Source organism: Actinoplanes awajinensis subsp. mycoplanecinus (assembly GCF_001509495.1).
GTDB lineage: Bacteria > Actinomycetota > Actinomycetes > Mycobacteriales > Micromonosporaceae > Actinoplanes > Actinoplanes palleronii.
The window spans coordinates 26,917-52,040 of the sequence record NZ_LLZH01000303.1; the positions used below are offsets into that span (position 1 = coordinate 26,917).

The 25,124-nt window shown below is 69.2% G+C and carries 35 protein-coding genes and 2 pseudogenes; 14 read left to right on the forward strand and 23 right to left on the reverse strand.

Translation table 11 applies throughout. From position 1 onward, the window contains the following. Positions 1-152: 152 nt before the first annotated feature. From ADL15_RS36835 to ADL15_RS36845, 3 genes are all read right to left on the reverse strand, one after another. Positions 153-1,133 (reverse strand): hypothetical protein, encoded by a 981-nt coding sequence (locus ADL15_RS36835; RefSeq protein WP_067701295.1) that lies wholly within the window; start codon positions 1,131-1,133, stop codon positions 153-155. An 11-nt stretch (positions 1,134-1,144) separates the two neighbouring features. Next, on the reverse strand, positions 1,145-1,663 hold the full coding sequence (locus ADL15_RS36840; protein ID WP_067701298.1) for an RNA polymerase sigma factor: 519 nt from the start codon (positions 1,661-1,663) through the stop codon (positions 1,145-1,147). Positions 1,664-1,860: 197 nt separating this feature from the next. Then, on the reverse strand, positions 1,861-2,121 hold the full coding sequence (locus ADL15_RS36845; protein WP_067701301.1) for a hypothetical protein: 261 nt from the start codon (positions 2,119-2,121) through the stop codon (positions 1,861-1,863). A 100-nt stretch (positions 2,122-2,221) separates the two neighbouring features. Between ADL15_RS36845 and ADL15_RS55915 the strand changes: the two genes are divergently transcribed. After that, complete coding sequence (locus ADL15_RS55915; protein WP_269748418.1) at positions 2,222-2,584, forward strand: transposase; 363 nt, start codon at positions 2,222-2,224, stop codon at positions 2,582-2,584. Positions 2,585-2,657: 73 nt separating this feature from the next. Here the strand turns inward: ADL15_RS55915 and ADL15_RS54660 are convergent, their stop codons facing one another. The 15 genes and pseudogenes from ADL15_RS54660 to ADL15_RS36905 all read right to left on the reverse strand — a co-directional run bounded on the left by ADL15_RS54660 (position 2,658) and on the right by ADL15_RS36905 (position 13,046). Further along, on the reverse strand, positions 2,658-3,308 hold the full coding sequence (locus ADL15_RS54660; protein ID WP_394326971.1) for a prolipoprotein diacylglyceryl transferase family protein: 651 nt from the start codon (positions 3,306-3,308) through the stop codon (positions 2,658-2,660). Positions 3,309-3,489: 181 nt separating this feature from the next. Beyond that, the gene (locus ADL15_RS36855; protein ID WP_067701307.1) at positions 3,490-3,732 is read right to left on the reverse strand and encodes a thioredoxin family protein; all 243 of its coding nucleotides are present in this window, start codon (positions 3,730-3,732) and stop codon (positions 3,490-3,492) included. A 31-nt stretch (positions 3,733-3,763) separates the two neighbouring features. After that, entirely contained in the window at positions 3,764-4,834 is a 1,071-nt protein-coding gene (locus ADL15_RS36860; RefSeq protein ID WP_198171172.1) for a permease, read from the reverse strand. Continuing rightward, complete coding sequence (locus tag ADL15_RS36865; protein ID WP_067701313.1) at positions 4,831-5,166, reverse strand: ArsR/SmtB family transcription factor; 336 nt, start codon at positions 5,164-5,166, stop codon at positions 4,831-4,833. Before ADL15_RS36865 ends, ADL15_RS36860 begins: the two co-directional genes overlap by 4 nt. A gap of 32 nt (positions 5,167-5,198) precedes the next feature. After that, positions 5,199-6,253, reverse strand: a pseudogene (locus tag ADL15_RS36870) (SLAC1 anion channel family protein). Positions 6,254-6,369: 116 nt separating this feature from the next. Then, positions 6,370-7,227 (reverse strand): annotated as a pseudogene (locus ADL15_RS36875) (sulfite exporter TauE/SafE family protein); the annotation flags it as partial. Beyond that, on the reverse strand, positions 7,224-7,823 hold the full coding sequence (locus ADL15_RS36880; protein ID WP_067701316.1) for a rhodanese-like domain-containing protein: 600 nt from the start codon (positions 7,821-7,823) through the stop codon (positions 7,224-7,226). The pseudogene ADL15_RS36875 and the gene ADL15_RS36880, both read right to left, overlap by 4 nt. 78 nt (positions 7,824-7,901) lie before the next feature. After that, entirely contained in the window at positions 7,902-9,263 is a 1,362-nt protein-coding gene (locus tag ADL15_RS36885; protein WP_067701320.1) for an MBL fold metallo-hydrolase, read from the reverse strand. A 24-nt stretch (positions 9,264-9,287) separates the two neighbouring features. Next, complete coding sequence (locus ADL15_RS36890; protein ID WP_067701323.1) at positions 9,288-9,608, reverse strand: rhodanese-like domain-containing protein; 321 nt, start codon at positions 9,606-9,608, stop codon at positions 9,288-9,290. Positions 9,609-9,705: 97 nt separating this feature from the next. Continuing rightward, entirely contained in the window at positions 9,706-9,939 is a 234-nt protein-coding gene (locus tag ADL15_RS55920) for a hypothetical protein (protein WP_232344771.1), read from the reverse strand. A 305-nt stretch (positions 9,940-10,244) separates the two neighbouring features. Next, positions 10,245-10,601, reverse strand: a complete 357-nt coding sequence (locus ADL15_RS55925; protein WP_232344772.1) for a hypothetical protein — start codon at positions 10,599-10,601, stop codon at positions 10,245-10,247. A gap of 9 nt (positions 10,602-10,610) precedes the next feature. Continuing rightward, positions 10,611-10,907, reverse strand: coding sequence for a hypothetical protein (locus ADL15_RS55930; protein ID WP_232344773.1), 297 nt, complete (start codon positions 10,905-10,907; stop codon positions 10,611-10,613). After that, on the reverse strand, positions 10,904-11,578 hold the full coding sequence (locus tag ADL15_RS36900; RefSeq protein ID WP_067701326.1) for a peroxiredoxin: 675 nt from the start codon (positions 11,576-11,578) through the stop codon (positions 10,904-10,906). Before ADL15_RS36900 ends, ADL15_RS55930 begins: the two co-directional genes overlap by 4 nt. A gap of 83 nt (positions 11,579-11,661) precedes the next feature. Beyond that, a complete protein-coding gene (locus ADL15_RS55935) occupies positions 11,662-12,036 on the reverse strand; it encodes a rhodanese-like domain-containing protein (protein ID WP_232344774.1) in 375 nt (124 codons plus the stop codon). Continuing rightward, on the reverse strand, positions 11,997-13,046 hold the full coding sequence (locus tag ADL15_RS36905) for an MBL fold metallo-hydrolase (protein WP_232344775.1): 1,050 nt from the start codon (positions 13,044-13,046) through the stop codon (positions 11,997-11,999). Before ADL15_RS36905 ends, ADL15_RS55935 begins: the two co-directional genes overlap by 40 nt. A 197-nt stretch (positions 13,047-13,243) precedes the next feature. Here ADL15_RS36905 and ADL15_RS36910 point away from each other — a divergent pair, with 197 nt between their 5' ends. After that, a complete protein-coding gene (locus tag ADL15_RS36910) occupies positions 13,244-13,510 on the forward strand; it encodes a metal-sensitive transcriptional regulator (protein ID WP_067701330.1) in 267 nt (88 codons plus the stop codon). 69 nt (positions 13,511-13,579) lie between these two features. Here ADL15_RS36910 and trxA read toward each other — a convergent pair whose 3' ends face one another. After that, positions 13,580-13,954: a thioredoxin gene (gene trxA, locus ADL15_RS36915; protein WP_067701333.1), complete on the reverse strand. Its 375-nt coding sequence runs from the start codon at positions 13,952-13,954 to the stop codon at positions 13,580-13,582. 171 nt (positions 13,955-14,125) lie between these two features. Between trxA and sqr the strand changes: the two genes are divergently transcribed. The 9 genes from sqr to ADL15_RS36960 are packed head-to-tail and all read left to right on the forward strand — an operon-like array spanning position 14,126 to position 19,711. Beyond that, positions 14,126-15,367 (forward strand): type III sulfide quinone reductase, selenoprotein subtype, encoded by a 1,242-nt coding sequence (sqr, locus tag ADL15_RS36920; RefSeq protein ID WP_067701336.1) that lies wholly within the window; start codon positions 14,126-14,128, stop codon positions 15,365-15,367. Positions 15,368-15,372: 5 nt separating this feature from the next. After that, a complete protein-coding gene (locus ADL15_RS36925; protein WP_067701418.1) occupies positions 15,373-15,687 on the forward strand; it encodes a TusE/DsrC/DsvC family sulfur relay protein in 315 nt (104 codons plus the stop codon). Between the two features lie 14 nt (positions 15,688-15,701). After that, positions 15,702-16,214 (forward strand): DsrE/DsrF/DrsH-like family protein, encoded by a 513-nt coding sequence (locus tag ADL15_RS36930; RefSeq protein WP_067701339.1) that lies wholly within the window; start codon positions 15,702-15,704, stop codon positions 16,212-16,214. A gap of 9 nt (positions 16,215-16,223) precedes the next feature. Then, positions 16,224-16,625 (forward strand): OsmC family protein, encoded by a 402-nt coding sequence (locus ADL15_RS36935; protein WP_067701342.1) that lies wholly within the window; start codon positions 16,224-16,226, stop codon positions 16,623-16,625. Positions 16,626-16,633: 8 nt separating this feature from the next. Beyond that, positions 16,634-16,894 carry a metal-sensing transcriptional repressor gene (locus ADL15_RS36940; protein ID WP_067701345.1) on the forward strand — a complete coding sequence of 87 codons (261 nt, stop codon included), beginning with the start codon at positions 16,634-16,636 and terminating at the stop codon, positions 16,892-16,894. Positions 16,895-16,929: 35 nt separating this feature from the next. Further along, positions 16,930-17,622, forward strand: coding sequence for a response regulator transcription factor (locus ADL15_RS36945; RefSeq protein ID WP_067701348.1), 693 nt, complete (start codon positions 16,930-16,932; stop codon positions 17,620-17,622). Next, complete coding sequence (locus ADL15_RS36950; protein WP_067701350.1) at positions 17,612-18,982, forward strand: sensor histidine kinase; 1,371 nt, start codon at positions 17,612-17,614, stop codon at positions 18,980-18,982. Before ADL15_RS36945 ends, ADL15_RS36950 begins: the two co-directional genes overlap by 11 nt. A 10-nt stretch (positions 18,983-18,992) precedes the next feature. After that, positions 18,993-19,385 (forward strand): YidH family protein, encoded by a 393-nt coding sequence (locus tag ADL15_RS36955; RefSeq protein ID WP_067701355.1) that lies wholly within the window; start codon positions 18,993-18,995, stop codon positions 19,383-19,385. Then, entirely contained in the window at positions 19,382-19,711 is a 330-nt protein-coding gene (locus ADL15_RS36960; protein ID WP_067701358.1) for a YidH family protein, read from the forward strand. The genes ADL15_RS36955 and ADL15_RS36960 overlap by 4 nt, the downstream gene beginning before the upstream one ends. A 78-nt stretch (positions 19,712-19,789) precedes the next feature. On the opposite strand, the gene ADL15_RS36965 is transcribed toward ADL15_RS36960, so the two are convergent. Further along, positions 19,790-20,488, reverse strand: coding sequence for a ferritin-like domain-containing protein (locus tag ADL15_RS36965; RefSeq protein ID WP_067701421.1), 699 nt, complete (start codon positions 20,486-20,488; stop codon positions 19,790-19,792). Between the two features lie 183 nt (positions 20,489-20,671). Between ADL15_RS36965 and ADL15_RS36970 the strand changes: the two genes are divergently transcribed. Beyond that, a complete protein-coding gene (locus tag ADL15_RS36970) occupies positions 20,672-20,941 on the forward strand; it encodes a hypothetical protein (RefSeq protein WP_067701361.1) in 270 nt (89 codons plus the stop codon). Between the two features lie 93 nt (positions 20,942-21,034). On the opposite strand, the gene ADL15_RS36975 is transcribed toward ADL15_RS36970, so the two are convergent. Next, on the reverse strand, positions 21,035-21,535 hold the full coding sequence (locus ADL15_RS36975; protein WP_067701364.1) for a hypothetical protein: 501 nt from the start codon (positions 21,533-21,535) through the stop codon (positions 21,035-21,037). Positions 21,536-21,972: 437 nt separating this feature from the next. Here ADL15_RS36975 and ADL15_RS36980 point away from each other — a divergent pair, with 437 nt between their 5' ends. After that, positions 21,973-22,440 (forward strand): Hsp20/alpha crystallin family protein, encoded by a 468-nt coding sequence (locus ADL15_RS36980; RefSeq protein WP_067701423.1) that lies wholly within the window; start codon positions 21,973-21,975, stop codon positions 22,438-22,440. A gap of 192 nt (positions 22,441-22,632) precedes the next feature. On the opposite strand, the gene ADL15_RS36985 is transcribed toward ADL15_RS36980, so the two are convergent. Then, on the reverse strand, positions 22,633-23,913 hold the full coding sequence (locus ADL15_RS36985; protein WP_083972245.1) for an EAL domain-containing protein: 1,281 nt from the start codon (positions 23,911-23,913) through the stop codon (positions 22,633-22,635). A 358-nt stretch (positions 23,914-24,271) separates the two neighbouring features. On the opposite strand from ADL15_RS36985, the gene ADL15_RS36990 reads away from it, so the two are divergent. Beyond that, positions 24,272-24,730 carry a hypothetical protein gene (locus tag ADL15_RS36990; RefSeq protein WP_157441828.1) on the forward strand — a complete coding sequence of 153 codons (459 nt, stop codon included), beginning with the start codon at positions 24,272-24,274 and terminating at the stop codon, positions 24,728-24,730. Positions 24,731-24,839: 109 nt separating this feature from the next. Here the strand turns inward: ADL15_RS36990 and ADL15_RS36995 are convergent, their stop codons facing one another. Further along, positions 24,840-25,121 carry a hypothetical protein gene (locus tag ADL15_RS36995; protein ID WP_067701370.1) on the reverse strand — a complete coding sequence of 94 codons (282 nt, stop codon included), beginning with the start codon at positions 25,119-25,121 and terminating at the stop codon, positions 24,840-24,842. Positions 25,122-25,124: the final 3 nt, after the last annotated feature.

Here is a 25,124-nt window from a genome sequence, read left to right on the forward strand (position 1 = left end):
GCCGCGCGTGCCTGGCGGTGGCGGAACGGCGGACCAGCCGTGACGTCGGTGACGGGCTCCGGTGCGCGCCCCGTCGGAGCCGGCATCCGGATCGGCGCGGCTTCGACGGGCTCGAGGTGCTGTCTCACTCCGGTGGGTGGACGGCCGCTTGGTCAGCGGGTGGTCGCGGTGAGTCTGGTCTCAAGGATGAGTACGTACCGCGAGACGGAGGCGGTGCCTTGTTCGGACAGGGTTTCGTGGGCCAGCAGCGCCCCCGTGCCGGGGTCGAAGATCAGCAGTTCCTGGTAGGCGTACGGCGGCTGGTAGGTGACGGCCACCCCGGCCCGGCCCGCACGGTCGAGGACGGGACCGCGCCAGGAGTAGCCGGAAAGCCCGGCGAGGAGGCGCAGTAGGTGGGCCCTGGTCGCCCGGGGAACCGCATAGTCGGTGTACAGCTTGGTCAGCCGGTCGGGCACGTTGCTCGGCTCGGCGACGTCGAGCGCCGAGGACAGGGCTGCCGTGCCGGTGGGCAGTGGGGGCCGGTTCCAGGGCGCCGAGTTGCCCTGTGAGTCGGCGCGCTGGTCGAGAAAGTCGTGGTGGGCTTCGAAGTAGGCCCGCGAGGCCTCGTCGCGGTACTGCGCGGGCAGGTGCTTCCACACCCATCGGCCCGCGCCGTCTGCTGCGAACCAGTTGTAATGGTCGTCCACGGCAGCTTTGTAGTAGCGGCCGCCTTCGGCGCCCGCGCCGAACGTGCCCCACTCCTGGACGTGGTGGAAGGTGTAGAGGCCGGTCACCGTGTCCCAGGGCGCGTCGCCGATGCGGTCCGCCAACTCGCGCAGGTGCTTCGCGGCGGCCGGCGGGTGGTCGGGGATCGCGTACGCGACGGGCCGCACCACGAGGCCGCCGCCGGTCGGCAGGGTTGCCGGAGCGTCGTGGTCGCGGTGAACGGCAGCCACCGCCGTGGCCGCCGCCACCACGGCCGCGGACGCCAGGACCAGCCTGCGCCCGACCCGCGGTGCGCGCCGTGTCGTGTCACCGGCCTCCTGCTCCGCCTTGACGATCAGGTCGTGGGCGGCCAGCAACGGCGGGGGTACCGGCAGGCCACGCGCCGGGTCGGCAGGGGCCAGCAAGGCACGTGTACGTTCGCTGAGCATTTCGATCCTCCTCACAGCGGCACCGCCGCAGGGTTGTTCATCGGGTTGCCGCACGCTGTCATCGCGGCGGCGAGCCGGCGCCGTGCCCGGTGCAGCCGGACCGCCGCGGTCGCCCGGCTACAACCCAGCACGACGGCCGCCTCGGGCAGGCTCAGTTCCTCCCAGCCGATCAGGCGCAGCATTTCCTGATCGTTGTCGGTCAGCGTGGCCATGGCCGCGCGCAGGTCGACGACGGTGTTCACCAGGCCCACCTCGTCCGCGACGGCGGTGTCGATCTGTGGGGCCGACGTGGCGCGTTCGGTGCGGTAGTAGTTGGCGAGCAATCGCCGGGCCACTCCGTAGAGCCAGGGCAGGGCATGGCCGGGTACGTCGAGCCGGCGCCGCCACGCCACGACGAAAACCTCCTGGGCCAGTTCACGGGCGCTGTCCACGCTGCTCAGCCTGCGCATCCCGTAACGGGTCACCGGGGCGTGACAAGTCGTGTACAGGTCAGTGAACCAAGCTTCGCCCCGGACATCGGGTGCTTTCATCGGTCTCCCTCATCAGGCACGTCACGCTCTCATGAACGTTTGTGTCCCCAGGCGGCCGATGATTACCGGTATTCCACATCGATCCGTCCGGACTGGCCGCGTGCTCGTTGATCGCAGCTGCGGCGGGAGATGCTGGCGGCCTACGGATCAGAAGGGAAATGGTCTTTTGTTTCCCGTCTTCGCGCTGCTCTGCCCGGTTACGCCGCGGGCCGGGACCGGCGGATCAGGCGGCCCGCCTCCCGGGCGATGTAGAGGCCGTAGGCGGTGGTGGCCAGGGCCGCACCGACGGCGACGAATCCGGTGACCTGAGCGAGCGGGGCGCCCGCGACCAAGGCCACGATTCCGGCCAGCCCGACCACGGTTGTCCAGGTGGCCAGGTACAGGTCGATGGTGCGCTGGAAGACCCGGGCCATCGGGTAGAAGTGCAAGCCGACGATGAGCGCGATGGCCGGGACCACGTAGCCGGGGTGTCCGCGACTTCCTCCAGGACTGCACCGCACCCGAGCAGCCACAGCGACCCATGCCACCACCCTCGATCCGCAAAGTCACCAGCTGGATCTGCCGACGCCCGGACAACCTGAGCGACGACGACCGGCGTGCTCTGGAGGCCGTGCTCACCGCTGTCCAGAACTACGCCAAGCCCATCAACTCGTCCGCGACTTCGCCGCGATGATGGCCCGCCGCACCGGCAATACGACCCTTACCACCTGGATCGCCGGCGCCATCGATACCGGCCTGCCGGGAATCAGCACCTTCGCCCGGCATCTCACCGCTGACATCGACGCGGTCACTGCCGGCCTCACCCTGCCGTGGAGCTCCGGCCCCGTCGAGGGCAACGTCAACCGGATCAAGATGCTGAAGCGGCAAATGTACGGCCGGGCCAACTTCGACCTGCTCAGGAAGCGAGTACTCCTCGCGTGACCGTCAACCGGAGCCGTCTCGGTTCCCCGAAAGTGGGCCAGAACCCAAATACAACCGTCATAGCCAGCCCAGATCAGCAGGCCGACCACGGCCAGGCACCACAGTGACTCGCACAGGAACGTCGGGTGGTAGGTGGCGATGTCCGGGGTGTCGGCGGGGCGGGATCGATCCGCAGACCCCACGGCAGAGTGGTGGGGCCGCCGAACAGTTCCTGGTTGAACAGTTGCCCCAGCGGCCGATCGCCTGCGCCAGCACCAGGCCCGGAGCGAGCGCATCGGCGGACGCGGTCAGCCGGACTCCCGGCGCGGCGGCAGCCGATCCATGCCCCGAGCGCGCCAAGGGCGACCGCTCCCCAGATGCCCAGCCCGCCGTCCCAGATGTAGAGCGCTTTGATCGGTTGTCTGCCTGCGGCGAAGTACAGTTCGAGGTCGGTGAGCACGTGGTAGAGGCGCCCACCGGCGATGCCGAACGGCACTGCCCAGCCCGAGATGTCCAGGACCTTTCGGCCTGCCCGCCGCGGGCGATCCACCGTTTGCGGGTGACCAGCACTGCGACGAAGATCCCGGCGAGGATGCACAACGCGTACGCCCGGATCGGCAGCAGGCCCAGATGCCACACCCCGCGAGCCGGACTTGGGATGACGGCAAGGGTCGGGTCTCCTCCAGCCTGGCGGCGGGCGTACACAGCTCAGACCGATAACCCTCTCACTTCTCCGCGTCGCCACCTCCGACGGGGTAAGCCGTGAGATCCGATCCGCCCGTCGGCGCGCCTCGCCCGGGCGGCGGATGTCGACGCAGACCGGAAAACCTCTCGGGTTCCGCGGTTCGCAGTTCGCGCCACCGGCCAAGCAGCCCGTCCCGGCGCTGGCCGTGGGCCTGGTGCGGGGTCTTCGCCCGTGGTCCGTGTTACGACGCCAGCGGGGCCAGCAGGTCGCGCAACTGCCCGGCAGTGGGGACGCGGCCGGCGAGCAGGACCTGCTCGCCGACGACCAGCGCCGGGGTGGTCATCACCCCGTAGCCGGCGATGCTCGGAAAGTCGGTGACCTTCTCGATCTCGGCGGCCACGCCGAGCGCTTCGACGGCCTGGCGGGTGGCGCGTTCGAGCGCGACACAGTTGGCGCAGCCCGGGCCGAGCACTTTGATCAGCATCTGAATCTCCCGAAGGGTGAGCGCCTCGCTGTCAGGCGAGGAGGAGGTTGAACAGGTAGCCGACGGCGATGATGCCGGAAGCCGTGACCGTCACGAAGGCCGCCAGCAGTGGGGGTTTGAGGACGCGGCGCAGCAGGATCAGTTCGGGCAGGCTCAACGCGACCACGCTCATCATGAACGCCAGCAGCGTGCCCATCGGCAGTCCCTTGTCGTGCAGTGCTTCCACGAGCGGCATCACCCCGGCGGCGTTGGAGTACAGCGGCACCCCGACCACGACGGCGACCAGAACCCCGAACGGGTTGTCCGGTCCTGCGTAGCGGGCGAAGAAGTCCTGCGGCGCCCAGCCGTGGATGACCGCGCCCAGCCCGATACCGAACAGCAGGTATGGCCAGATCCGGCCCAGGATCGACCGGACCTCTTCTCGGCCCATCTGGACACGTTGACGCAGGGTCAGCCCGGCGGTGGAGTCGATGACCTGCCCGCCCAGGCGGGTCTGGAACACGAACGGTTCCACCCACCGCTGCACGCCCAGCCGGCCCAGCACCCAGCCGGCCAGCACCGCGACGGTCAGGCCGGCGGCCACGTACAGTCCGGCGATGCCGGGGCCGAACATGCCCAGCAGAAAGGCGATCGCGACCTCGTTGACCAGCGGGCTGGCGATCAGGAACGACAAGGTCACCCCGATCGGCACCCCGGCGGCGACGAACCCGATGAACGCCGGTACCGCCGAACACGAGCAGAACGGGGTCACCACCCCGAGCCCGGCGGCCAGCACGTTGCCCACGCCCTCACGCCGGCCGCCCAGCAAGGCCCGGGTGCGTTCCACGCTCATGTACGAGCGCAGCACGGCGACCACGAAGATGATCCCCACCAGCAGCAGAACGATCTTCACCGTGTCGTAGAGGAAGAAGTGCATCCCCGACCCCCACCGTGACCCGGGATCCAGACCCCACCACCGGTACACCACTAGGTCCCACCACTGCCCGTTGACCTGGTACGCGGCCAGCCACACCGCGAACACACCGGCCCCGGCCGCTGCGCCCATGACCGTTCGCCGCCAACCCGAAACCGGGCGTTCCGCACGAACGATCTGCTCGCTCACCGGGTCACCGCCTCGTCCACCGAAGGATCCGCGCAGGCGTACCCCGGCGCGGGCAGGGCCCGGTGAAGTTGCTCCGGCAGGTCCGCCACGATCGTGTAGTAGACCCGGGTGCCACGCCGGGTGGCCCGTACCAGCCCCGCCTCGCGCAGCACTCTCAGGTGGTACGAGAGCAGACCGGTGGGTACGGCGGCGACCGGCTGTAGTTCACATACGCACCGGGTGGCTCCGTCGGCCAAAAACGCCAGCAGCCGCCACCGCACAGGACTGGCGATCGCGCCCAACAGGGCTGCAGCCGCGACGGAGTCTGCTTCAAGAAAAGTTTGACCAGCCACGTCTCGAGCGTGCGTCAGGGCCAGCCGGGTCGTCAGGGTCGAAGGTCAGCACTGTTGCGGACGTCGAGGCCCCTGATTCCCGTGGCTGCTGGTTCGGGACGGCTCAGTTCGCCGCATCGTACGGCGAGCAGGGTTCGTGCGGTGAGGCCGGCGGTGAGAAGGCTGACCATGCCCAGGGTGAGTGCGGCGGCGGGCCGGTATCCGCTCAGGCCGGACTGGGCGGCGGCGAGGAACGCCGCCGTCAGCGCAGCAAGCGGGAAGGTGTACGCCCACGCGGACAGCGTAAACGGCAGTTTGCGGAGCCGACCCGTTTGCACGGTACTCAGGAGTGCCTGGAAGGTGGCCAGGTGCAACAGGATCCGGGCGGCCGGGTCGGTGGCGGCTGCGCCGAGGTGCAGCCAGGACAGGTACGCCACGGCGGGCGGGGCGATCAGAATCGCCAGGGTCGGTGTGAGCTGCGGCGGGAGCGGCCCGTGCAGGAGCAGGCGGTTGAGAATGATCGGGAGCAGGGTGAGCCAGTAGCCCAGGCCGACGGCGAAGAAGTACCAGGGCACCTCGGCCGGGGCGTGCGTGGTTCCGGCGAGTGGGACGACGAGGTTGTCGACGATTGGGATGCACCAGGCCGGGTGGACGTGTCCGGGTTCGAAGCGTGGATCGGCGATCAACGTCCGCAGCACGTGCAGGGTCAGGGCGAGTTGGGCCACGCTGCCGGCCCACCACAGCCCGGCCGACAAGGGCCGGGACGCGTCGAGCAGCGCGGCCGCGAGGATGAGCGCGGACACGGGGATGGCGCGGAGAACGCCAGCATCACCGGGTGGCGCCATCCCTGGCGGACGGTGGCCGGGCGCCGGAACGCTTTCGTGGTATCAGCGGTGCCAGTCATGGCGAAGGCGGTGAGGGCGGGCCAGGCCAGGATCCGGCCCGGGAGCGGCGACAGGGTGAAGGTGCCGGCGACGCGTTGCCGGGCCAGTGCGGTCCCGCCCAGCCCCATCACCGTCGCGAAGACACTGACCGGCAGGTGGGCCAGCCCGCTGGATGGGTGAGTGAGTGTGCCGCCGATCGGTGCCGGTGCCGTGCCGGTGGTCATGTGGGCACCCCATGGTGGTCGGCCGACGGCTCATCCGAAGGCAGGTCCGACGGCCGTGCGGCCGGGCCGGGCGGCACGGGCCCGGTGATCTCCGTCTGCTGTATCGGGTGGGTGTCCGGCAGAGTCGCGGACCGTCGGTGCCGGCGGGCGAGGGCCAAGGCCGTGCCGGCAGCGGCAAGCACGGTGGCGCCCACCCACAGGATCGGATTGGTGGAGAAGCGGGAGGGGAGTTGCTGGGCCAGGACGAAGGCGCCCATGACGGCGACGAACCAGCCGAAGGCCTTACGCAGGATCACTTCGGGGATTCGTCCGGCGAGTTTCCCGCCGGCGAGGCTACCAAGGATGGCGGCGACGGCGACGGCGGCGAGGGGCCAGTTGATGTGCACGGTTGAGAGGTAGCCGGCCAGGCCGGCGAAGGATTTCATGGCGATGACCAGCAGCGAGGTGCCCACAGCGACGGGCATGGGGAGCCCGCCGAGCAGGGCAAGGGCAGGCACGACCAAGAAGCCGCCGCCTGCGCCGACCAGGCCGGTGATAAGGCCGACGACGATGCCGTCGGCGATGACGTGTAGTACGGGCAGTTCGTGCGGTACGGGCTTGCCCGGTTTGGGTCGGCGGCCGCGGATCATCGCGATCGAGGTGGCGAGCATCATCAGCGCGAACCCGGCGAGCAGGACGGTGCCGGGGATGTGGGCCGCGAGCCGGCCGCCGGCGTAGGCGCCGGTCATGCCGGCCGTGCCGAAGATCAGGCCGGTGCGCCAACGGACCCGGCCGGCACGGGCGTGCGGGAGGACACCGACGGCGCTGGTGGCGCCGACGACCAGCAGGGAGGTGGCGATGGCCTCTTTCACGGGCAGGTCGGCGACGTAGACGAGCAGGGGTACGGCGAGGATGGAACCGCCGCCGCCGAGCAGGCCGAGGCTGACACCGATGCCCACGGCGAGCACAACGGTGAGCACGAGTGTGGCCGTCATGGCCGACTCCCGGTGTCGCGCAGTTGCCCGACGATGGTGGTCAGGTCGCAGCTGTTGGTGCCGCGGTTGTACGGCAGCTTCGCTAAAAGCATGCCCATAGCGCAGGTGTTGGTGAGCGCCGCGACGGTCAGCCCGGCGCCCATCAGCGCGGCTATCCACTGCAAGCCGGGCAACAGCAGGGAACCGAGGACGCTGGACGCGACGATGAGGCCGGCGACGAGGCGGACCTGCCGTTCCAGGTCCCAGCGGGTCCGGCCGTGGTTGACCGGGGCGTCGGTCTGCTGCCAGGCGGTCATGCCGCCGTTGAGGATCTTCACGTTGGGTAGGCCGGCCTCGGCGAGGGTCTGGCCGGCCTGGATGGCGCGGGCGCCGGAGCGACAGACGAGCACGACCTGGTCGTCGAGGTGGGTGCGGAACTCGGTGCCGTGCTCGCGGAGCAGGTCGAGCGGCACGTTGTAGGCGCCGGGGATGTGTGCTGTCTCGAACTCCCCCGGGGTGCGTACGTCCAGGATGCGGACGCCGCCACGTGTGGCCAGTAGCTCGCGCAGGGTCGCGGCGTCCACGCCGGCGGGGTTGGTGACATCGGGCGAGGTCATGGCTCCTCTTCGGATCGGGTTTCGGGCAGGGTGGGTCGGCCGGACCGGCGGGTCGGTCCGGCGCGGCGGCCGGGCGGGTCAGTTCGCGGCGAGGGCGAGCAGGCCGCTGGCGTGGGCCTGGTCGAAGTCGTCGTCGACGGCGACGACATGGTGGCCGTGCGCGGCCAGCAGCGACGCGGCGATGCTGGCGCGGTAACCGGCGGCGCAGTGCACCCAGACCTCGCCGCCGGGTACGTCGGCGAGACGGCCCGGCAGGTCGTGAAGCGGGATGTGCAGGGCGCCGTCGATGTGCGCGCTGCCCCATTCGAGGTTGCGGCGCACGTCGAGGACGGTGACGTGCCGGTGGTGGCGGATCAGGGCGAGGTCGGCGAAGGTGGCCCGAGGGATCGTGGCCAGGTCCTCGCCGCCAGCCCACTGGTGCGGGGTGCCGGTGGCGTGGGCGGCGGGCCGGTCGATGCCGATGCGAACCAGTTCCCGCTGGGCCTGGGCGATCTGGTCGGGGGTTTCGCCGAGCAGGGTGAGCGGGGTGCCCCACGGGATGAGCCAGCCGAGGTAGGTGGCGAAGCTGCCGTCGAGGCCGAAGTTCAGGGTGCCGGCCAGGTGCCCGGCGGTGAACGCAACCCGGTTGCGCAGATCGACCACCCATTCCCCGGCCGCGATGCGTTTGCGCAGTTGCCCGGCGTCGGCTCGCTCCGGTGGGGACAGGTCGGGTGCGGCCGGGCCGGCGGTGTTGGTCGCGGCCATGTGGGCGTAGTAGGCGGGCCAGGCGTCCAGGCCGGCAAGCAGTTCGTCGACGAAGGCCTGTTCGTCGTGGGTGAGTGCCGGGTTGATCAGCTTTTCCGAGCCGATGGTGGCGGTGGTCGCGTCGCTCTGGGTCGCGGAGCAGAAGCTGCCGAACCCGTGTGTCGGATACACCCCCGCCTGGTCGGGCAGTTCCGCGGCGAGGCGACGGGCGGAGGCGTACTGGTGCCGGACGAGGGCGTGGGTGTGACCGGGGCCGAGTAGGTCGGGCCGGCCGACCGAGCCGTACAGCAGGGATCCCCCGGAGAACACCGCCACCTGCTCGTTGCCGGTCTCGAGGGCGTAGGCCAGGTGGGTGAAGGTGTGTCCTGGGGTGGCCAGGGCCCGTACCCGCATGGTGTCGCCGACCGTGATGACGTCGCCGTCGCGGACCGGGACCCGGTCGAAGGTGACCGGGTCGTCGGCGTTGACATGGTATGCGGCGCCGGTCGCGGCGGCGAGGGCATATCCGCCGGTGACGTAGTCGTTGTGGATGTGGGTCTCGAAGATGTGGGTGATCCGGACGCCCTCGCTCGCGGCGACGCCCAGGATCCGGTCGATATCACGTTGCGGGTCGACCACGAACGCGACCCGGCCGTCGTGGACCAGGTAGCTGCGGTCGCCCAGGGTCGGGGTGTCGATCGGCACGATGTATGGCACGGCAGAGATCTCCTTCGTGGATGGTTAGGCGGCGGCGTGCATGCCGCGGGTCACCGGGTGGCCGGAGCGGGTCCACGCCCCGGTCCCGCCGGCGACCGACCAGGCGTCGACGCCGGCGGTTGCCAGGAAGCCGGCGGCGGCCAGGCTGCGGTTGCCGCTGGCGCATACGACGTAGACCGGCACATTCCGCGGTAGGTCGCTGACGTGCGAAGACAGCTGCCCGAGCGGCATCAGCCGGGCGCCGGGCACGTGGCCCTCGACGTACTCGGACGGCTCCCGCACATCGATGACGACCGCGCCGTCGCGGTGAGCGGCGGCGAAGGTCCTCTGGTCAATCTCGCGCATCTCGCACTGCTCCCTCTCGATTCGTATACCCCCAGGGGTATCTAATATTTACGATAGCGCGGCGGCCGGCGGTCCTGTCAACGTCGTCCGGGATACCTCACGCCCGGCCGCGGAGCAGGCCGTGCCAATACAACTGCGGCAGCCCGTAGCGCTTGAGCAGGTACATGTCATAGCGCGGGCGCATGGTGTCGATGAACGGGAAAGTGGGACGCGGGGTGAGGGTGTAGTCGAACTCGGCGAGCAGCATCCGGTTGTGCGCGGTGACCACCGGGCAGGAGGTGTAGCCGTCGTACCGGGCGACCGGTGGCTCGCCGCGGCGGGCGGCGAGCACGTTCGCCGCGACGACAGGTGCCTGTTTCCCGGATCGCCGCGCCGGTCTTCGACGTCGGCAGGTCCGCCGCGTCGCCCAAGGCGAACACGTCGGGCCAGTCCGGGCTGCGCAGGGTGTGTTGGTCGACCCTGAGATAGCCGTACGGGCTGGCCGGGTCGGCGAGCGGGCCGTCGCGGATCCAGTCGGGGGCGCCCTGCGGGGGTGCGGTGTGCAGGACCTCGAAGTCGAGTCCCTCCTTGGTGCCCGCTGTGATGTCGAGCAGCACGGCACGCCGGTTCGGGCCGTCGACCTCGGCCAGTTCGGTGTTACGGCGGACTTCGATGCCGTAGCCGGCGGCGACGCGTTTGAGGACCTCGCCCCAGTCGGTCGGGCTGAACATCGCCGCGGTGGGCAACACCATGATCAGCCGCATCCGGTCGATGCATCCCGTGGCGGCGCCACCAGTCGGCGGCCAGGTAGGCGATCTTCTGCGGGGCGCCGGCGCACTTGATCGGGCCGGGCGGGGTGACGAACAGTGCCGTGCCGGACCGGGCTTGCTGGATGAACTGCCAGGTCCGCGGGGCGAGGTCGACACGGTAGTTGCTGGACACCCCGTCGCGGCCGAGCGTTTCGGCGAGCCCGGGTATCGCGTCGAAGTTGAGTTGGATCCCCGGCGCCAGCACGAGCTTTTCTTAACTGACCAGGCTGCCGTCGCCGAGCGTGACGGAGTGCGCGTCGGGATCGATACCGGCCGCCCGGTCGCGGATCCACCTGACTCCCGTGGGGATCACGCTCGCCTCGGGCCGGACCGTCTCACAGGTCTCGGCCAGTCCGGCGCCGACCAGCGTCCACAGCGGTTGGTAGTAGTGCAGGTCGGCGGGTTCGACGACGGTCACGTCGGCGACTCCGGCACGGCGTAGGCGGGCGGCGACGCTGATCCTGGCCAGGCCGTCGCCGACGATGACCACCTCGTGCCGGCTGGCACTCACCGTTCCGCTCCCCGATCGGACTGAGTCGCCAGGTACCAGTCGGTGAGCTTGACGTCGTGGTCGGCAAGCCTCGCGTCCAGCGCGGCCTCGGTGCGGGGCGCGCCGAGCACGACGTCGTCGCCGGGCCGCCAGTTCGCGGGGCAGGACACGCTGTCGCGGTCGGAGGTCTGCAGCGCGTCGATGAGGCGGAGGATCTCCGGCATCATCCGGCCGGCGTTCATCGGGTGATACAGCACCGCCCGGACGGTCTGCTCCGGGTCGATGACGAACACCGCCCGTACGGCGGCGGTCTGCGAGGTGTTCGGGTGCAGCATGCCGTAGGCGCGGGCCACCCGCATGTCGAGGTCGGCGATGATCGGGAACGGGATGCGCACGCCGAGTTTGTCGGCGATCGCCCGGGTCCAGGCCGGGTGGCTAAAGACCGAGTCGATCGAGTTGCCCAGCAGCGCGGTGTTACAGGCGGCGAAGTCGTCGACGAGTTCGTCGCCTTCGCCGAACTCAGTGGTGCAGACGGGGGTGAATTCGGCCGGGTGGCTGAATAGCACCAGCCACCGCCCGGCGTAGTCGGCCAGGCGTACTCGTCCGTGGGTGCTGTCGGCCTCGAAGTCGGGTGGCGGGTCGCCGATCCGCGGCAGCCCCGCCGGTACGGCGATCTGGGAAGTGTCGATCATGGTGAGATTCAGCTCCTCGCTACAGACGTTTTGGGGGTGGCCGCCCCGGGTTTGGGCGGTAGCGGCCATCCGGTCGGGGCGGGTCAGGCGGTGACCGGCTGGTGGGCGGCCTGCCAGGCGAGGTAGCCGCCGAGCAGGTCGGAGACGTCGGGGTGGCCGCCGCGGTGCAGCAGGCTGGCGGCGGCCGAGGAGCGGTAGCCGCCCTGGCAGTAGACGACGACGGCCCGGCCGGTGGGGACCTCGCCGAGGCATGCGGGTAGCTGGGCGAGCCGGATGTGCATCGCCTGGTCGACGGTGCCGGCGGCGACCTCGCCGGGATTGCGCACGTCGAGCACGACCGGCGGGTTCTCGCCGGCCAGAGCGCCGCGCAGTTCGGTCACGGTGAGCCGGCTGGCCCGTACGATCTGCTCCGGTTCGGTCAGGAACGCGGCTTCCGGTTCGCGCAGGTAGCCGGCCACGTTGTCCGGCCGATGCGGGCGAGCTGGGTGACGATCTCCTCTTCGCGGTCCTGGGCGGCGATGACCAGGATCCGCTGGTCGGGTTTGACGACGGTGCCGGCGGTTTCGGCGAATCGCCCGTCTGCCGGGACGTTCAGCGAGCCGCGCACATGCCCGGCTGCGAAGTCGGGGGCGTCGTGGGTGTCCAGGACCACGGCGCCGTCGGCCCGGGCGGCCAGGAACTCGCCGACGCTCAGCGGAGGAGGTTTGGCGACGTCGAACAGGGCGTGCTGCCGGCGGTTGAGCACGGCGTCGTGGACGAAGTAGCCCGGTGCGGCCGGTTGCCCCTCGGTGACCATCGTGAGGAACTGCTCGGCGGTCATCGGGGCGCAGGCGTAGTTGGTGGCGCGTTGCTCACCGATCGTGGAAGCCCGTTCGGCGGACAGGTTCTTGCCGCAGGCCGAGCCGGCACCGTGCGCGGGCAACACCCGGACCTGGTCGGGCAGGGCCATCAGCTTGTGCTGCACGCTGTCGTACAGCATCGCGCCGAGTTGCTCGGCGGTGTGACCGAGCGAGGCGAGCAGGTCCGGGCAACCCACGTCGCCGATGAACAGCGCGTCCCCGGTGAGCACCGCGTACGGCACCTCGTCTGTGGCGTGCTCGTAGACCAGGACGCTGATCGACTCCGGAGTGTGGCCCAGGGTCTCCATGATCTGCAACGTGACGTCGCTCAGGCTGATCCGGTCGCCGTCTGCCAGCTTGCGGATCGGGTAGTCGGCCTCGGCGCGCTGCCCGGAGCCGATCCAGGCGCCGGTCTTCGCGGCCAGTTCCAGGTGCCCGGCGATGAAGTCGGCGCGGAAGTGGGTGTTGATCACGGCCTCGACCCTCAGGCCGTGCGCGGCCGCGTCGGCCAGGAACTCGGCGATGTCCCGGCGCGGGTCGACCACAATGGCGTGGTGGGTGGTCTCGTCCGCGATCAGGTAATACGAGGCCTGGGACAGACAGTCCAGGTAGTACTGGGTGAAGATCACATGCGCCTCCACGGCATGTGGTACGGGTGAGTTCCTACCCGACGAAGAATACCCTCCTGGGGTATATGGAAGGCGTCGTACCGAACGCCTCCGATTCTTGGGACCAAGGTCTTGCCGTTCTCGCCGCCACGGGTGATGCCGGCCATATACCCCCGGGGGTAGCATGGGTACTCGGACGTGGGACGAGGGAGTGTGTGATGCAGGTCGACGAGACCGCCACCGGCGACGTGATCAAGCGGCTGCGCCGGGCCGAGGGCCAGATCCGCGGTGTGATTGGCATGCTGGAAGAGGGCCGGGACTGCGCCGAGGTCGTGATGCAGTTGGCCGCCGTCTCCCGCGCTTTGGACCGGGCCGGCTTCAAGATCATCGCCAGCGGTCTGCAGCAGTGCTTGACCGCCGACGAGGGCGAAGACCAGAGCGTCAACCTGGAACGGATGGAGAAGCTGTTCCTGTCCCTGGCTTGATCGAGGTCGTCCGAACGCGGCGGGCGGTGGGATCCACGGACCCCACCGGCCCGCCGCGTTCGGTAGCGTTCAGCGTTTGGCGGCTGCGGTCTTCGCGGCGATCTCGGCTCGGACGTCGTCCATGTCGAGGGCCTCGACGGCAGCGATGACCTGCTCCAGCGCGGCGGCCGGCAGCGCGCCGGGCTGGGAGAAGACCAGCACCCCGTCCCGGAACACCATCAGCGTCGGGATGGACGAGATACGCAGCATGCCCGCGAGACCGGCTTCGGCCTCGGTGTCCACCTTCGCGAACACCACGTCCGGATGCCGCACGCTGGCCTGCTCGAAGACCGGCGCGAAGCGCCGGCACGGGCCGCACCAGCTGGCCCAGAAATCCACCAGGACGATGCCGTCGCCAGCCACCGCCTGCTCAAACGTGTCGGCCGTCAACGCCACTGTTGCCATCTGAACCCTCCTCGACAGATACCCCTGTGGGTATACGTTTCAACGGTACGGCGACGCCGAGGTATTCCGCCCGACCCGATGCTCCCGTCCCGAACGGGACTTAGTCCCCTACGCCGCCGTTCGCTCCGCCGATACCGTGGGGGGTATCAGAGATCGGTGGGAGGTGGCGTGATGCGACGACTGCTCGTCCTAGGCGCCGGCACGGCAGGCACGATGGTGGTCAACAAACTGCGCCACCGGCTGGCCCGCACGGACTGGCAGATCACCGTGGTGGAGCCCAGCGACACGCACTACTACCAGCCGGGATACCTGTTCCTGCCGTTCGGCATGTACCGCGCGGAGCAGGTGGTCAAGCCGACCCCGCCGCTGATCGCCGACGGCGTGGAGCTGATCCGCGGCGAGGTCGACCGGGTGACCGCGGTGGACAACCGGGTCCTGTTGTCCGACGGCCGGTCGCTGCCGTACGACTACCTGGTGATCGCCACCGGCGTCACTCCGCGGCCGGACCAGACTCCGGGCATGCTCGACGGCGGCCAGTGGCGCCGCAGCATCTTCGACTTCTACACCTACAACGGCGCGCTGGCGCTGGCGAAGGCGCTCGACGCGTTCGAGGGCGGCCGGCTGGTCGTGCACATCACCGACATGCCGATCAAATGCCCGGTCGCGCCGCTGGAGTTCATCTTCCTCGCCGACGCCTACCTCCGGCAGCGTGGCATGCGGGACCGGGTCGAACTGGTCTATGCCACTCCGCTGCCCGGGGCGTTCACCAAGCCGGTCGCGTCCGCCCGGCTCGGGTCGATGCTCGACGACCGGAAAATTACCGTCGAGCCGGATTTTCTGGTCGAACGTGTCGACGGCACCACGCTGGTGTCGTATGACGAGCGGGAGATTCCGTTCGACCTGCTGGTCACCGTGCCGTTGAACATGGGCGCCGACTACGTGGCCCGTTCCGGGCTGGGCAACGAACTGAACCTGGTCCCGGTCGATCGGCACACCATGCTCGCCAGGGCGTACGACAACATCTTCGCCCTCGGCGACGCCAACGACATCCCGACCTCCAAGGCCGGGTCGGTCGCGCACTTCTCCGTCGACGTGTTCGCCGACAACTTCGTCGAGTACGCCGCCGGAAAGCCGATGACCGGCAGCTTCGACGGGCACGCCAACTGCTTCGTCGAGTCCGGCGACGGCAAGGCGCTACTGATCGACTTCAACTACGACACCGAACCCCTGCCGGGTAGCTACCCGGTGCCGTTCGCCGGCCCGTTCCGGCTGCTCGACGAGGCCGCCGTGAACCACTGGGGCAAGCTCGCGTTCCGGTGGATGTACTGGAACGTTCTGTTGCCCGGCCGGCCGATTCCGTTGCCGGCGCACATGTCGATGGCCGGCAAACACACCCCGAAATCCGAGGAGTGAGCACCATGCCCGTCACCACCATCGCCGGCCGCGACATCCACGTCGACGACGAAGGATTTCTGACTGTCTACGACGAATGGGATCCCGACCTGGCCAAGCAGCTTGCCGCGCAGATCGGTATCGACTTGACCGACGCGCACTTCAAGGCGATCGATTTCCTGCGCGCCGACTACGCCACCCAGGGCGAGACGGCCACGCTGCGCCGGGTCTCGACCGCCGGGGGCGTGCCGACCAAGGAACTGTTCACGCTGTTCCCCAAGAAGCCGGCCAAGAAGATGGCCTACATCGCCGGCCTGCCCAAGCCGCACGGCTGCGTCTGAACGGGAGTGCTGCCATGACAACCCAAGCCGCACCGGCGATCGTCCCGAACTTCGACGACGACGCCACCACCGGCCGCAAACTCGCCATCATCTGTTCCAAGGGCACCCTCGACATGGCCTACCCCGGCCTGATCCTCGCCAACGCCGCGCTCGGCGAAGGCGTCGAGACCCACCTGTTCTTCACCTTCTGGGGCTTCGACATGATCACCAAGTCGAGGATGGGCGACCTTAAGTTCACGATGCTGGGCAACACCGCCACCCACATGCCGCAGGGGATCGGCGGCCTGCCCGGGATGACCGCGATGGCCACCCACCAGATGAAGAAACAGATCGCCGAGGTCGGCGTCCCCGAGGTGCCGGAGTTCCTCGAGCAGATCGTCGCCTCCGGCGGTCACCTGTGGGCCTGCCGGATGTCCGCCGACATGATGCATCTGGCCGAGGAGAACCTCTACGAGGGTGTCGAAGGCATCATCAACGCGGCCGACTTCATCGAGAAGACCGACGGCGCCCAACTGCTGTTCATCTAGGAGATCGTCATGACCAGCGGACAGGTGAGCGTCGGCCATGTCGACGGTGACGTCTACGAGATCCACGTACGCGGACATCGCCTCACCGTCGACCAGCCAGTCGAGGCCGGCGGTACCGACAAGGCAGCCACCCCGACCGAGCTGTTCGCCGCCTCGCTCGCCGCATGTGTGGCGTTCTACGCCGGCCGGTACCTCGACCGGCACGGCCACGACCGCACCGGACTACGCGTGCACGCCGCCTTCGACATGGCCACCGACCGGCCCGCCCGAGTCGCCGCGATCCGGATCACCGTCCACCCACCCGCGGGCTTCCCCACCGAGCGCATTCCCGCGCTGACCGCGGTAGCCGGGCACTGCACCGTCCACAACAGCCTTGTCCGCGTGCCCGAGGTGGCCGTTTCCGTCAGGTAGGAGGCGTGATGAACATCGACCAACCGCGTTCGCGGGTGGTGAGCCGGCGATTGCGTCGCGCCGCCGGCCAACTGCGTGGGGTGATCGGCATGCTGGAGTCAGGCCGGGACCACGAAGCCGTCCTGCTCCAGGTCGCCGCGGTGTCCCACGCCGGTCGCCGACCCGCCTATCTGATCATCGCGGACCAGTTGCGGCAATGCTCGGCTGCCGGGCACCGCCAGAGTGTGACGCTCGCTGAGGTAGAGCGGGCCTTCCAGAACGTCGGATAGCTCAGGGACACAGGAAGCTGGGGAGGGCACGAATCATGTCAGGTGCGGTCCTCGTCGTCGAGGACGATCGGGAATTGCGGGAGGTCGTCCGCCGGTACCTCGAACGTGCCGGCCACACGGTGCACACCACCGGCTCCGGTGCTGAGGCATTGAGCCTGCTGGAAAGCGGCGGGGTCGGTCTGGTCGTCCTCGACCTCGGCCTGCCCGACGTGGACGGCCTCGAGGTCCTGGCCGCCGCTCGCCAGGGCCAGGAAATCCCGGTGGTGGTGCTGACCGCGCGCAGCCAGGTCGAGGACCGCATCGACGGGCTCCGGCGAGGCGCCGACGACTACGTCACCAAACCGTTCAGCCCGACAGAACTCGTCCTACGGGTCCAGGCCGTCCTGCACCGCGCCCAGGGCACCAGCGGCGCGGCCGAGGTAGCCGCGTTCGGCGGCGGACGGCTGCGGATCGTCGAGGTGCGACACGAAGCACACCTCGACGGCGCCGAGCTGGAGCTGACCCCCACCGAGTGGGGGCTGCTGACCGCGCTGGCCGCCGCCCCGGGCCGGGTGTTCTCCCGCTACGAACTAGTCAACCAGGTCCGCGGGTACGAGTTCGCCGGCTACGAACGCACCATCGACTCGCACGTGAAGAACCTACGCCGCAAACTCGGCGACCCCGGCGGCGAGATCGTCGAAACCGTCCTCGGCGTCGGATACCGGCTCGGGTGGTCCCGTGATCGCTGACCGGTGGTTCCGCAGCCTGCTGGGCAGCCCACTCGGGCGTCGGCTGCTCGCCGCGTTCCTGTTTGTCGCGCTGTCCTCGGTCGCCGTGCTGACCGCCGCCGCTCTGGTCGGCACCGCCCAGGGTTTGACCAGTGCCCAGCAGAGCGACCGCCGGGCAGCCGCGGCCCGCACCGCCGAAGCCGCGTCCGTCGCCTACGAGCAGGCCGGCGGCTGGACCGGCGCGGACCTGACCGCCGCGTCGGCGATCGCGGATGCCGCCGGCGCCAGGCTCATCGTGCAGGACGACACCGGCCAGATGGTCTGGCCGGGCCGGGGAATGGGACCGGGAATGCAGTCGATGCACACCGGCGCCGCAGCCGTGGTCGAGGCGCCCGTCGTCGCCGACGGGCAGACCGTCGGCAGCGTCCGGCTCGCGTTCACCACGACCGCCACCGCCGGGCGGGCGGTGGCCTGGTCTTGGGTGCTCGGCGCCGCCGCCGTTGCACTGTTCACCGCCCTGGCCGCCGCCGGCTACGTGACCCGGCGACTGACCCGCCCCCTGCAGGCCCTCACCGGGGCCGCGCGCCGGTTCGCCGCCGGGGAACCTGGTGCCCGCGCGGCCACCGGCGGCCCCGGAGAACTCGGTGAGCTCGCCACCGCGTTCGACACCATGGCCGATGACGTGGTTCGCGCCGACCAGATCCGGCGCAGCCTCGCCGCCGACGTCGCCCACGAACTGCGCACCCCCCTCGCCGCCCTGCAGGCCGGGCTCGAGGAACTCCGCGACGGCCTCCGCGAACCGGACACCGCACGCCTCGTAGCCCTGCACGACCAGACCCTGCGACTCGGCCGAGTGGTGCAGGACCTCGCCGACCTGTCCGCGGCCGAGTCAGCGGCGCTGTCATTGCACCGCACCGACACCGACCTGGCCGAGATCGCCCGCACCGCCCTCAGCGCGCACCAGGCCCCGCTTGACGCCGCCGGCCTGCACATCGACACCGACCTGACGGTCGTGTTGCCCGTGCACGCCGACCCAGATCGGCTGCACCAGGCCGTCACCAACCTGCTCGCCAACGCCGCCCGCTACTGCCACCCCGGCGACCGCGTCGCCGTCCGCGGACACCGCAGCGGCGACCTCGCCGTCCTAGAGATCGCCGACACGGGCCCCGGGATCCCCGCGGACGAGCTCCCACACGTCTTCCAGCGGCTCTGGCGCGGCCAGCACGCCAGGTCCGTCGCCGGCTCCGGCATCGGCCTCGCCGTGGTCCGGGAACTGGTCACCGCGCACGGCGGCACCGTCTCGGCGGCCTCACCCACCGGCGGCGGCACCACCATCACCATCCAACTCCCGCTCGCCCGCACAGCCTGGGCAGATCGATAGGTTGCCGCTCATGACGTGGTTTCCGAGGCGGGCTGATCGTCCGCCGTTGCACGAGGTGGGCGAGCATCCCGACTACCGGTTCAGCCTCGCCAACGAACGCACTTTCCTCGCCTGGGTCCGCACCGCACTGGCACTGCTCGCCGGGGGTATCGCCGTCGTCCAGATCGTGCCGGACTTCACGATCCCCGCGGCACGGCACATCCTCGGTATCGTCCTCATCCTGATCGCCACCGCGATCGCCGTCACCAGTTACACCCGGTGGGAACGCCGCGAACGCGCCATCCGGCTGGGCGGGCCGCTCCCACCGTCGCTGCTACCCCGCCTGGTCGGCGGCGGCCTGGCGATCGTCATGCTGCTCGCCCTGGTATTCGTCCTCCTCGAAGCCGTCCAGGGCGGCCGATGACCCGCCCGTGGCCGTGCGAACCGGTCGACCCGGGCCTACAGACCGAACGCACCTACCTCGCCTGGCAACGCACCGGCCTCGCGTTCGCCGGCGTCGGCGCACTGCTACTGCGCAGCTGCTTGTCCGACGGCACGCTCCTCGCCGTACCCGGCGCGGGCGGCCTACTGACCGGAGCACTGCTGATCATCCGTGCACAGCGGCGCTACCGCGCCACCAGCGCCGCCGTCCGCAACGCCCACCCCACCTCCAACCGGCGACTGGTCGCCACAGTCGCCGCCGTTACCATCCTGCTCTGCCTCACCGGCCTCGGTGCCCTCCTGATCTGAACCCGAGCCCGCGGTGGCCCGCCGACCACACGGGCGACGGCGGCGAGTGTTACCCCGCCGCCGTCTTGACACGCCCTGTTACCGGTTCGACCATTTCTGGAACGCGGCCAGGTGATGCCGCGAGGCCATCCGCAGCTGGGTGTAGGCCTGCGTGACGTCGGGGGCGCTCAGCCCATCGAGGGCGGCGGTGAGATCGGCGATGTCGGTCTGCTCGACCGTCACGCCCGCCTGCAGCGCGGCGGCCTGGCTGGCTTGGCCCTGTGCCAGCAGCTTGTCGTAGGTCGCCTGCACCGCCGGGTCGCCGAACTGCCCGGCCGCTTTGCCAGCCGTCGGGTCGGCCACGCCGTACCGGGTCAGCAGGGTCCGTACCACGGCCAGGTGCCGGGTCTCCGAGGCGGCGATCCGGTCGAACACGACCACGTCGTACTTGCCGGCAAACGCCGTGTACAGGTCGTGCGCGAGCTTTTCCTCCTGTGCCATCGCGACCAGCGCCGCCTTCTGCTGCTCGGCGAGGGAACCTTTCGCGGCGTTGATCGCCGGGTCGAGGCAGGCGCTGGCCCCCATCATCCCGGAAGCGCCCATGCCATACCCGGAGCCCATCCCGTAGCCGGAGCCCATACCACCGCCCGCCCGGCCCGACCCCGGGGTAGCCGCCGCCACCGGTTGATACGCGAACGGACCCACACCGGCCAGCGCCGGCGCCGCCACCGCGGCCCCACCAAGACCGAGCGCACCCGCAGCCACCAGAACCGCCGCCCGGCGTGTCGCCTTCCTCATCGCTTCCTCCATTCATCGATCCAGCTGACACTCCTACCGTGACGCCATGATGTGCGGGCCAGATGGAACCGATGTGGAGAACCCATGGAGCTGATGCCTATGCCGGGACCATCGGCCTTGGCCGGTAACGAGCTACCGGGTCATCCTTGGGACAGGAAGCCCTGACGACTGCGGGAGGTTTCCATGTGGCAAGCACTGCGCGACATCGTCGACAACGTCAAACAATCCCTGGGGGTTGAGACTCCCGCCCTTCCGGACGCGTCGGCGGTCACTGACGCAGCTGGGCAAGCGGGTGAGGCAGTTACCACGGCGGCTGACACCGCAACGAGTGCCGCCACGGGGGCGGCGACCGCTGCCACCGATGCGGCGGCTAACGCCGCCGACGCGGTCACCGGAGTCGGTGAGCAGCTCACCAGCAAGGTGTCGGACTTCCTTGGTCGCTTCAGCGGCTGACCGCTCTCCGAGCGTCATCTGGAAAGGGCCAAGATCGTGCCGACACTCTCGCAACGCGTACGAGTCTTTCTGAGCAACCCGCGAGGCAGGCGACTACTCAAGCGGGGACAACGTCAACTCGCCAAGCGAGAGAACCAGCAGTAGGCAGCAGCACCCAATCGTCCGCGGTGCGCCGGCGGGGTCGGCGGGCCAACTCGCGACGATCGCGGCGGCGACGGCACGGCGGTGCACCACCAGCCGCAACGCCCGGGCGGCCTGCTCCTCGGCCGCGCGAAGGACCCGGTCCGGCACCCGCACACCTGCCGGCACGACCACGGTCCAGCCGAGCCGACGAAGCGCCATCCACCCCTTGGACGGCAGCTTCCTGCCCGCGACGTCGACACCGCAAGCGAGCTGATCGAGATCCCGCTCGGACCACACCGACGCCAACAACACGGCAGCGAACTGCTGAACCAGCGCGGTCAGGGACCCGGCGCGTTCGAACAACACCCGCCGGCTCACCGGCTGCCGCAGGCCGGGTTTCTCCGGCGTCCTGGACACCACCCATGCCGTACCGGCGGTGCAGGTCGCGACCGCGGTGAGCGTCACCGTCACGGCCGGGCGTCCGCGGCCGGGGCCAGACGAGGAAGAGCCACGGAAAAATTACTAAAACACATGACCGCTGAGCAAAGACCCCGACTGTGTCACACCCTCCACAGCCTACGGACGAACGTGCGAAGACCGGCTTGGTTCCTACGGCGTCAAGGAGACGTAGACATTCGCCGCTCCCCGCCACGGCCGCCACCGACAACGGCAATACCTCGTACCAGGAGAGTGGATTTTCTTGTCCCTGGTGTTGAGTAAGTCTCTTGCCGGCCTGGGCGGTTTTGCTTCCACCGATCCTGTTCGAGTGCTAAAAAATGGGTGTCGCTGCTGCTCCACGCGGTGATGGACCACCACGGAGCACGCGGCGACCTCGGCGAGACTGGTCTTCAGCCGAGCGCCACGCGTCCGCCGGACAGCCCGGCGGATCTCTCGAGGAGGTGGATCCCGTGGTGCTGACTTTCGATCCTTTCCGTGAGCTCGACCGCCTGGCCGGACAGATGCTCGGCACCGGCGCAACGGTCCCGGCCAGTGCCACCCTGGCCATGCCGATGGACCTCTACCGCTCCGGCGACCACTTCGTGCTGCACTGCGACCTGGCCGGGATCGACCCCGGTTCCGTCACGATCGACGTCGACAACCGCGTCCTGTCCATCCGCGCCGAACGTTCACCGCGCACCGACAACGACATCCAATGGGTACGCCGTGAGCGCGCGACCGGTACCTTCGAACGCCGGCTGGCCCTCGCCGACGGCCTCGACCCGTCCCGGATCACCGCGACCTGGCAGGACGGCGTGCTGACCCTGACCATCCCGGTCGCCGAGGCCGCAAAACCGCGCCGCATCCCGATCTCCACCGGCGGGCAGCCGGCCGTCACGGAAGCACCCACCGACCAACCGGCGATCACACAGCCCTGACCCGCTCATCCGGGTGGGCGGGCCCACCACCCGTCCACCCGTCGCACCGAAATGATCGGCCGCCGGCCGCAGCTTCCGGATTTGCTGATGTGAGTGCGTTCAGAGTCGGGTAGCTGAAGCATGCGCTTCTGTATGTAGCTACGCGGCGGAAATAACCTTCCAGCAGGCTGCACAAAATTCAATCGTCGCTACTCACCATGTGCCGAAGCGGCGCATCATGTTACGCAGGATGGGATGCACGACGTGCCTGTTTTGTGAGTGAACGAATTGAATGGAACCGGGATCACCAGCTGATTCCGGTCGGAGTGATTTCATGCACAGCGCCATCGAACCATCCTCCGTGAGAACGGATATTACGGTTTCTTCTCGAAGAGGGTCTTTCTCTTCGATCCGTTGTATTTGCACATCAGCGACATCGGGCAACGCCGAGCCGCTGAGGAGAGCCAGGTAGGTGAAGTGATCAGCCGCGCCGGTGAGTCGCGGAAGCCATCGCGACGGCCGGCCCGGCTCATTGATGGCGCACAGCACGATGCTCTGCCGCCCGCGTTCTCCGAGGGACGCTACGACATGGTCGATCAGAGCATCTGCCATGTCCGGCCCGGCAACGCGCACCGGGTGTCGGTGCGAAGCTATGGCGAACGGCGTGTCCCCGTACACCGGTTCAAGACCTGGCACGGCGTTGGACACAGCAGGAGACTTCGCGTACTCGCGCCCCAGGAGCGTTTCCAACGGCCCGGGCCGACCGAATAGCCACCCTTGGCCCCATCGCGCTCCCAGAGCCGCGGCGTTCACCTCGTCGTCCGGTGTTTCGATGCCTTCAGCCAGTACAGTCGCTCCGCTACGGTCGGCGTATCCGACGACGGCTGCGGCCGTCGCTTGGGTTTTCGGCGAATAGGGATCGCGGATCAAGTGCATGTCGAGCTTGACGACATCCGGCTCGACCAGCGGCAAGAACGCCAGCGAGGCGGGATCAGCACCCACGTCGTCCAACGCGACAGCGTTACCGACAGAATGGACGAGGTCGGCAAGGCGCAGCACCGCAGCCGGGCGGCTCGTCAGCGCCCGCTCGGTGAATTCCAGCACGATCCGAAAGGGCAGGCTGCTGCGGACCACTGCGGCGAGGTCGGGAGACATCGGCTGGCTCAATCCGGCGGGCTCCGCGTTGACGAATACCAGCGGTGGCACCGGTGGACCGGCGTCCCGGACCGTCTCCAGCGCGCGGGCATAACACAACTGGTCCAACTCGGTCAGCAAACCGGCCTCGATCGCGGCCGCGAACAGCGCGTCGGGGGTTTCCAGCGCAGAACCCGCCGGCCCACGCGCCAACGCCTCAACCCCGACGACCGCATGGGTGCTGAGATCTACGATCGGCTGGAAAACCGGGTAGATTGCGCGCTCGGCCACGATCCGCTCGATCAGCGACCCCGCTACCAGTCGCCGTGCCGGTATCGCATTCGACCGCTGTGCGACCATCCCGCAGCTCCGTTCGGCCAGGACTTTCCAGTGTCCCGATCGGCACCCTCGCGGAGGACCTGAGGTCGAGACCGCGCCCAACCGAACTCACCGACAAAGTCAAACCTCAGCCGCAGGACTGCCGATGGCTAACAATCGACACTCATTCACGATGCCGAGCTGTGATACTCGAAGCCACCAGATTGTCTTCGCGTAACTCTCATGCCGCGAGTCGCGCGCCACGAAGCGTCACGGACGTCTTGCTTTGGGTGGCACTCGCTCCCGTTCAGAACGGTACTTGGCCATCGATCCACCGTTTGCCTACCGCTTCTGCCAGGCCCCCACGGTCCAGCGGCAATGGCCGCCATACGCTCGCAGCGTGTTTGACGACGTGCGGGACCGACTCCTGGACCGATTGATCGAAGCGCTGGCGGCGCAGGTCGACATCGCCGACAGCCGTGCCCTCGCGCCGGAGGCTGCCGCGGCGTTGGCCGAGTTGAGCAGGGCCGAGACTCGGTTGATTTTCGGCGCAGCGGGCCACCGTGTTCACTACGAAGGCGCCGAACCGATAGCAAGGCTCATCAAGCTCCTGTCAGACGTGCAACGCTCCGCAGCCGACCCAGACGCCGGCTTGCGTGCGGGCGACGAAGTGCACCTCGCCCAAGAGCTCCTGCCGATGGAAGCGCGAACCAGCGTCTCCTGGTGGGACGAGGTCAGCTATGTCGTCCGCTACGTCGGAGACGATCAAACGGGCGACGTACAAGCGGAGCTGACGATGGAGTACGCCATCGAGACCGTCCCCGTAGCCGCCCTGAGACAACGCCCGGCGGAAAGCTGATGCGCATGATCAGGTGTGTTCATCCGGCCGACAGAGCTCGCCCATCGACGGCCGATTACTCTCGGTGACCGGTGCGCGCCTCGGCGGACGTGTAGCCGATGAGAGATGCTCAGACTCGCGACAATCCGAGCTCGAGGTGCCGGTCGCGATAGTCCGGCGGGGTCGTACGCCGGACCCACTGATCGGTGTGGCCGACGGGCGTGCGGTTCTTCCGTACTTCGACGAAGCCGAGTCCGAGGTGCAGCGCGACCATCGGGCCGATGAGCGAGCCTCGCGAGTCGGGCCCGAGCACCACGGTGGGTGCGGTATCGGGGAACAGCCGGGCCAGGGCCGGCCCGAGAAGGCGAAGCAGTTCAGCGTCGCGCCACCAGCCAGTGACGTCTGCGCCCATCGC

Excerpts from the sequence above, each read along its gene's own strand:
- ADL15_RS36835 (WP_067701295.1), bottom strand. The coding sequence starts at position 1,133 with ATGCTCAGCGAACGTACACGTGCCTTGCTGGCCCCTGCCGACCCGGCG.
- ADL15_RS36840 (WP_067701298.1), bottom strand. The coding sequence starts at position 1,663 with ATGAAAGCACCCGATGTCCGGGGCGAAGCTTGGTTCACTGACCTGTAC.
- ADL15_RS36855 (WP_067701307.1), bottom strand. The coding sequence starts at position 3,732 with ATGCTGATCAAAGTGCTCGGCCCGGGCTGCGCCAACTGTGTCGCGCTC.
- ADL15_RS36880 (WP_067701316.1), bottom strand. The coding sequence starts at position 7,823 with ATGACCTCGCCCGATGTCACCAACCCCGCCGGCGTGGACGCCGCGACC.
- ADL15_RS36890 (WP_067701323.1), bottom strand. The coding sequence starts at position 9,608 with ATGCGCGAGATTGACCAGAGGACCTTCGCCGCCGCTCACCGCGACGGC.
- ADL15_RS36900 (WP_067701326.1), bottom strand. The coding sequence starts at position 11,578 with ATGATCGACACTTCCCAGATCGCCGTACCGGCGGGGCTGCCGCGGATC.
- ADL15_RS36910 (WP_067701330.1), top strand. The coding sequence starts at position 13,244 with ATGCAGGTCGACGAGACCGCCACCGGCGACGTGATCAAGCGGCTGCGC.
- trxA (WP_067701333.1), bottom strand. The coding sequence starts at position 13,954 with ATGGCAACAGTGGCGTTGACGGCCGACACGTTTGAGCAGGCGGTGGCT.
- sqr (WP_067701336.1), top strand. The coding sequence starts at position 14,126 with ATGCGACGACTGCTCGTCCTAGGCGCCGGCACGGCAGGCACGATGGTG.
- ADL15_RS36925 (WP_067701418.1), top strand. The coding sequence starts at position 15,373 with ATGCCCGTCACCACCATCGCCGGCCGCGACATCCACGTCGACGACGAA.
- ADL15_RS36930 (WP_067701339.1), top strand. The coding sequence starts at position 15,702 with ATGACAACCCAAGCCGCACCGGCGATCGTCCCGAACTTCGACGACGAC.
- ADL15_RS36935 (WP_067701342.1), top strand. The coding sequence starts at position 16,224 with ATGACCAGCGGACAGGTGAGCGTCGGCCATGTCGACGGTGACGTCTAC.
- ADL15_RS36940 (WP_067701345.1), top strand. The coding sequence starts at position 16,634 with ATGAACATCGACCAACCGCGTTCGCGGGTGGTGAGCCGGCGATTGCGT.
- ADL15_RS36945 (WP_067701348.1), top strand. The coding sequence starts at position 16,930 with ATGTCAGGTGCGGTCCTCGTCGTCGAGGACGATCGGGAATTGCGGGAG.
- ADL15_RS36955 (WP_067701355.1), top strand. The coding sequence starts at position 18,993 with ATGACGTGGTTTCCGAGGCGGGCTGATCGTCCGCCGTTGCACGAGGTG.
- ADL15_RS36960 (WP_067701358.1), top strand. The coding sequence starts at position 19,382 with ATGACCCGCCCGTGGCCGTGCGAACCGGTCGACCCGGGCCTACAGACC.
- ADL15_RS36965 (WP_067701421.1), bottom strand. The coding sequence starts at position 20,488 with ATGAGGAAGGCGACACGCCGGGCGGCGGTTCTGGTGGCTGCGGGTGCG.
- ADL15_RS36970 (WP_067701361.1), top strand. The coding sequence starts at position 20,672 with ATGTGGCAAGCACTGCGCGACATCGTCGACAACGTCAAACAATCCCTG.
- ADL15_RS36985 (WP_083972245.1), bottom strand. The coding sequence starts at position 23,913 with ATGGTCGCACAGCGGTCGAATGCGATACCGGCACGGCGACTGGTAGCG.
- ADL15_RS36995 (WP_067701370.1), bottom strand. The coding sequence starts at position 25,121 with ATGGGCGCAGACGTCACTGGCTGGTGGCGCGACGCTGAACTGCTTCGC.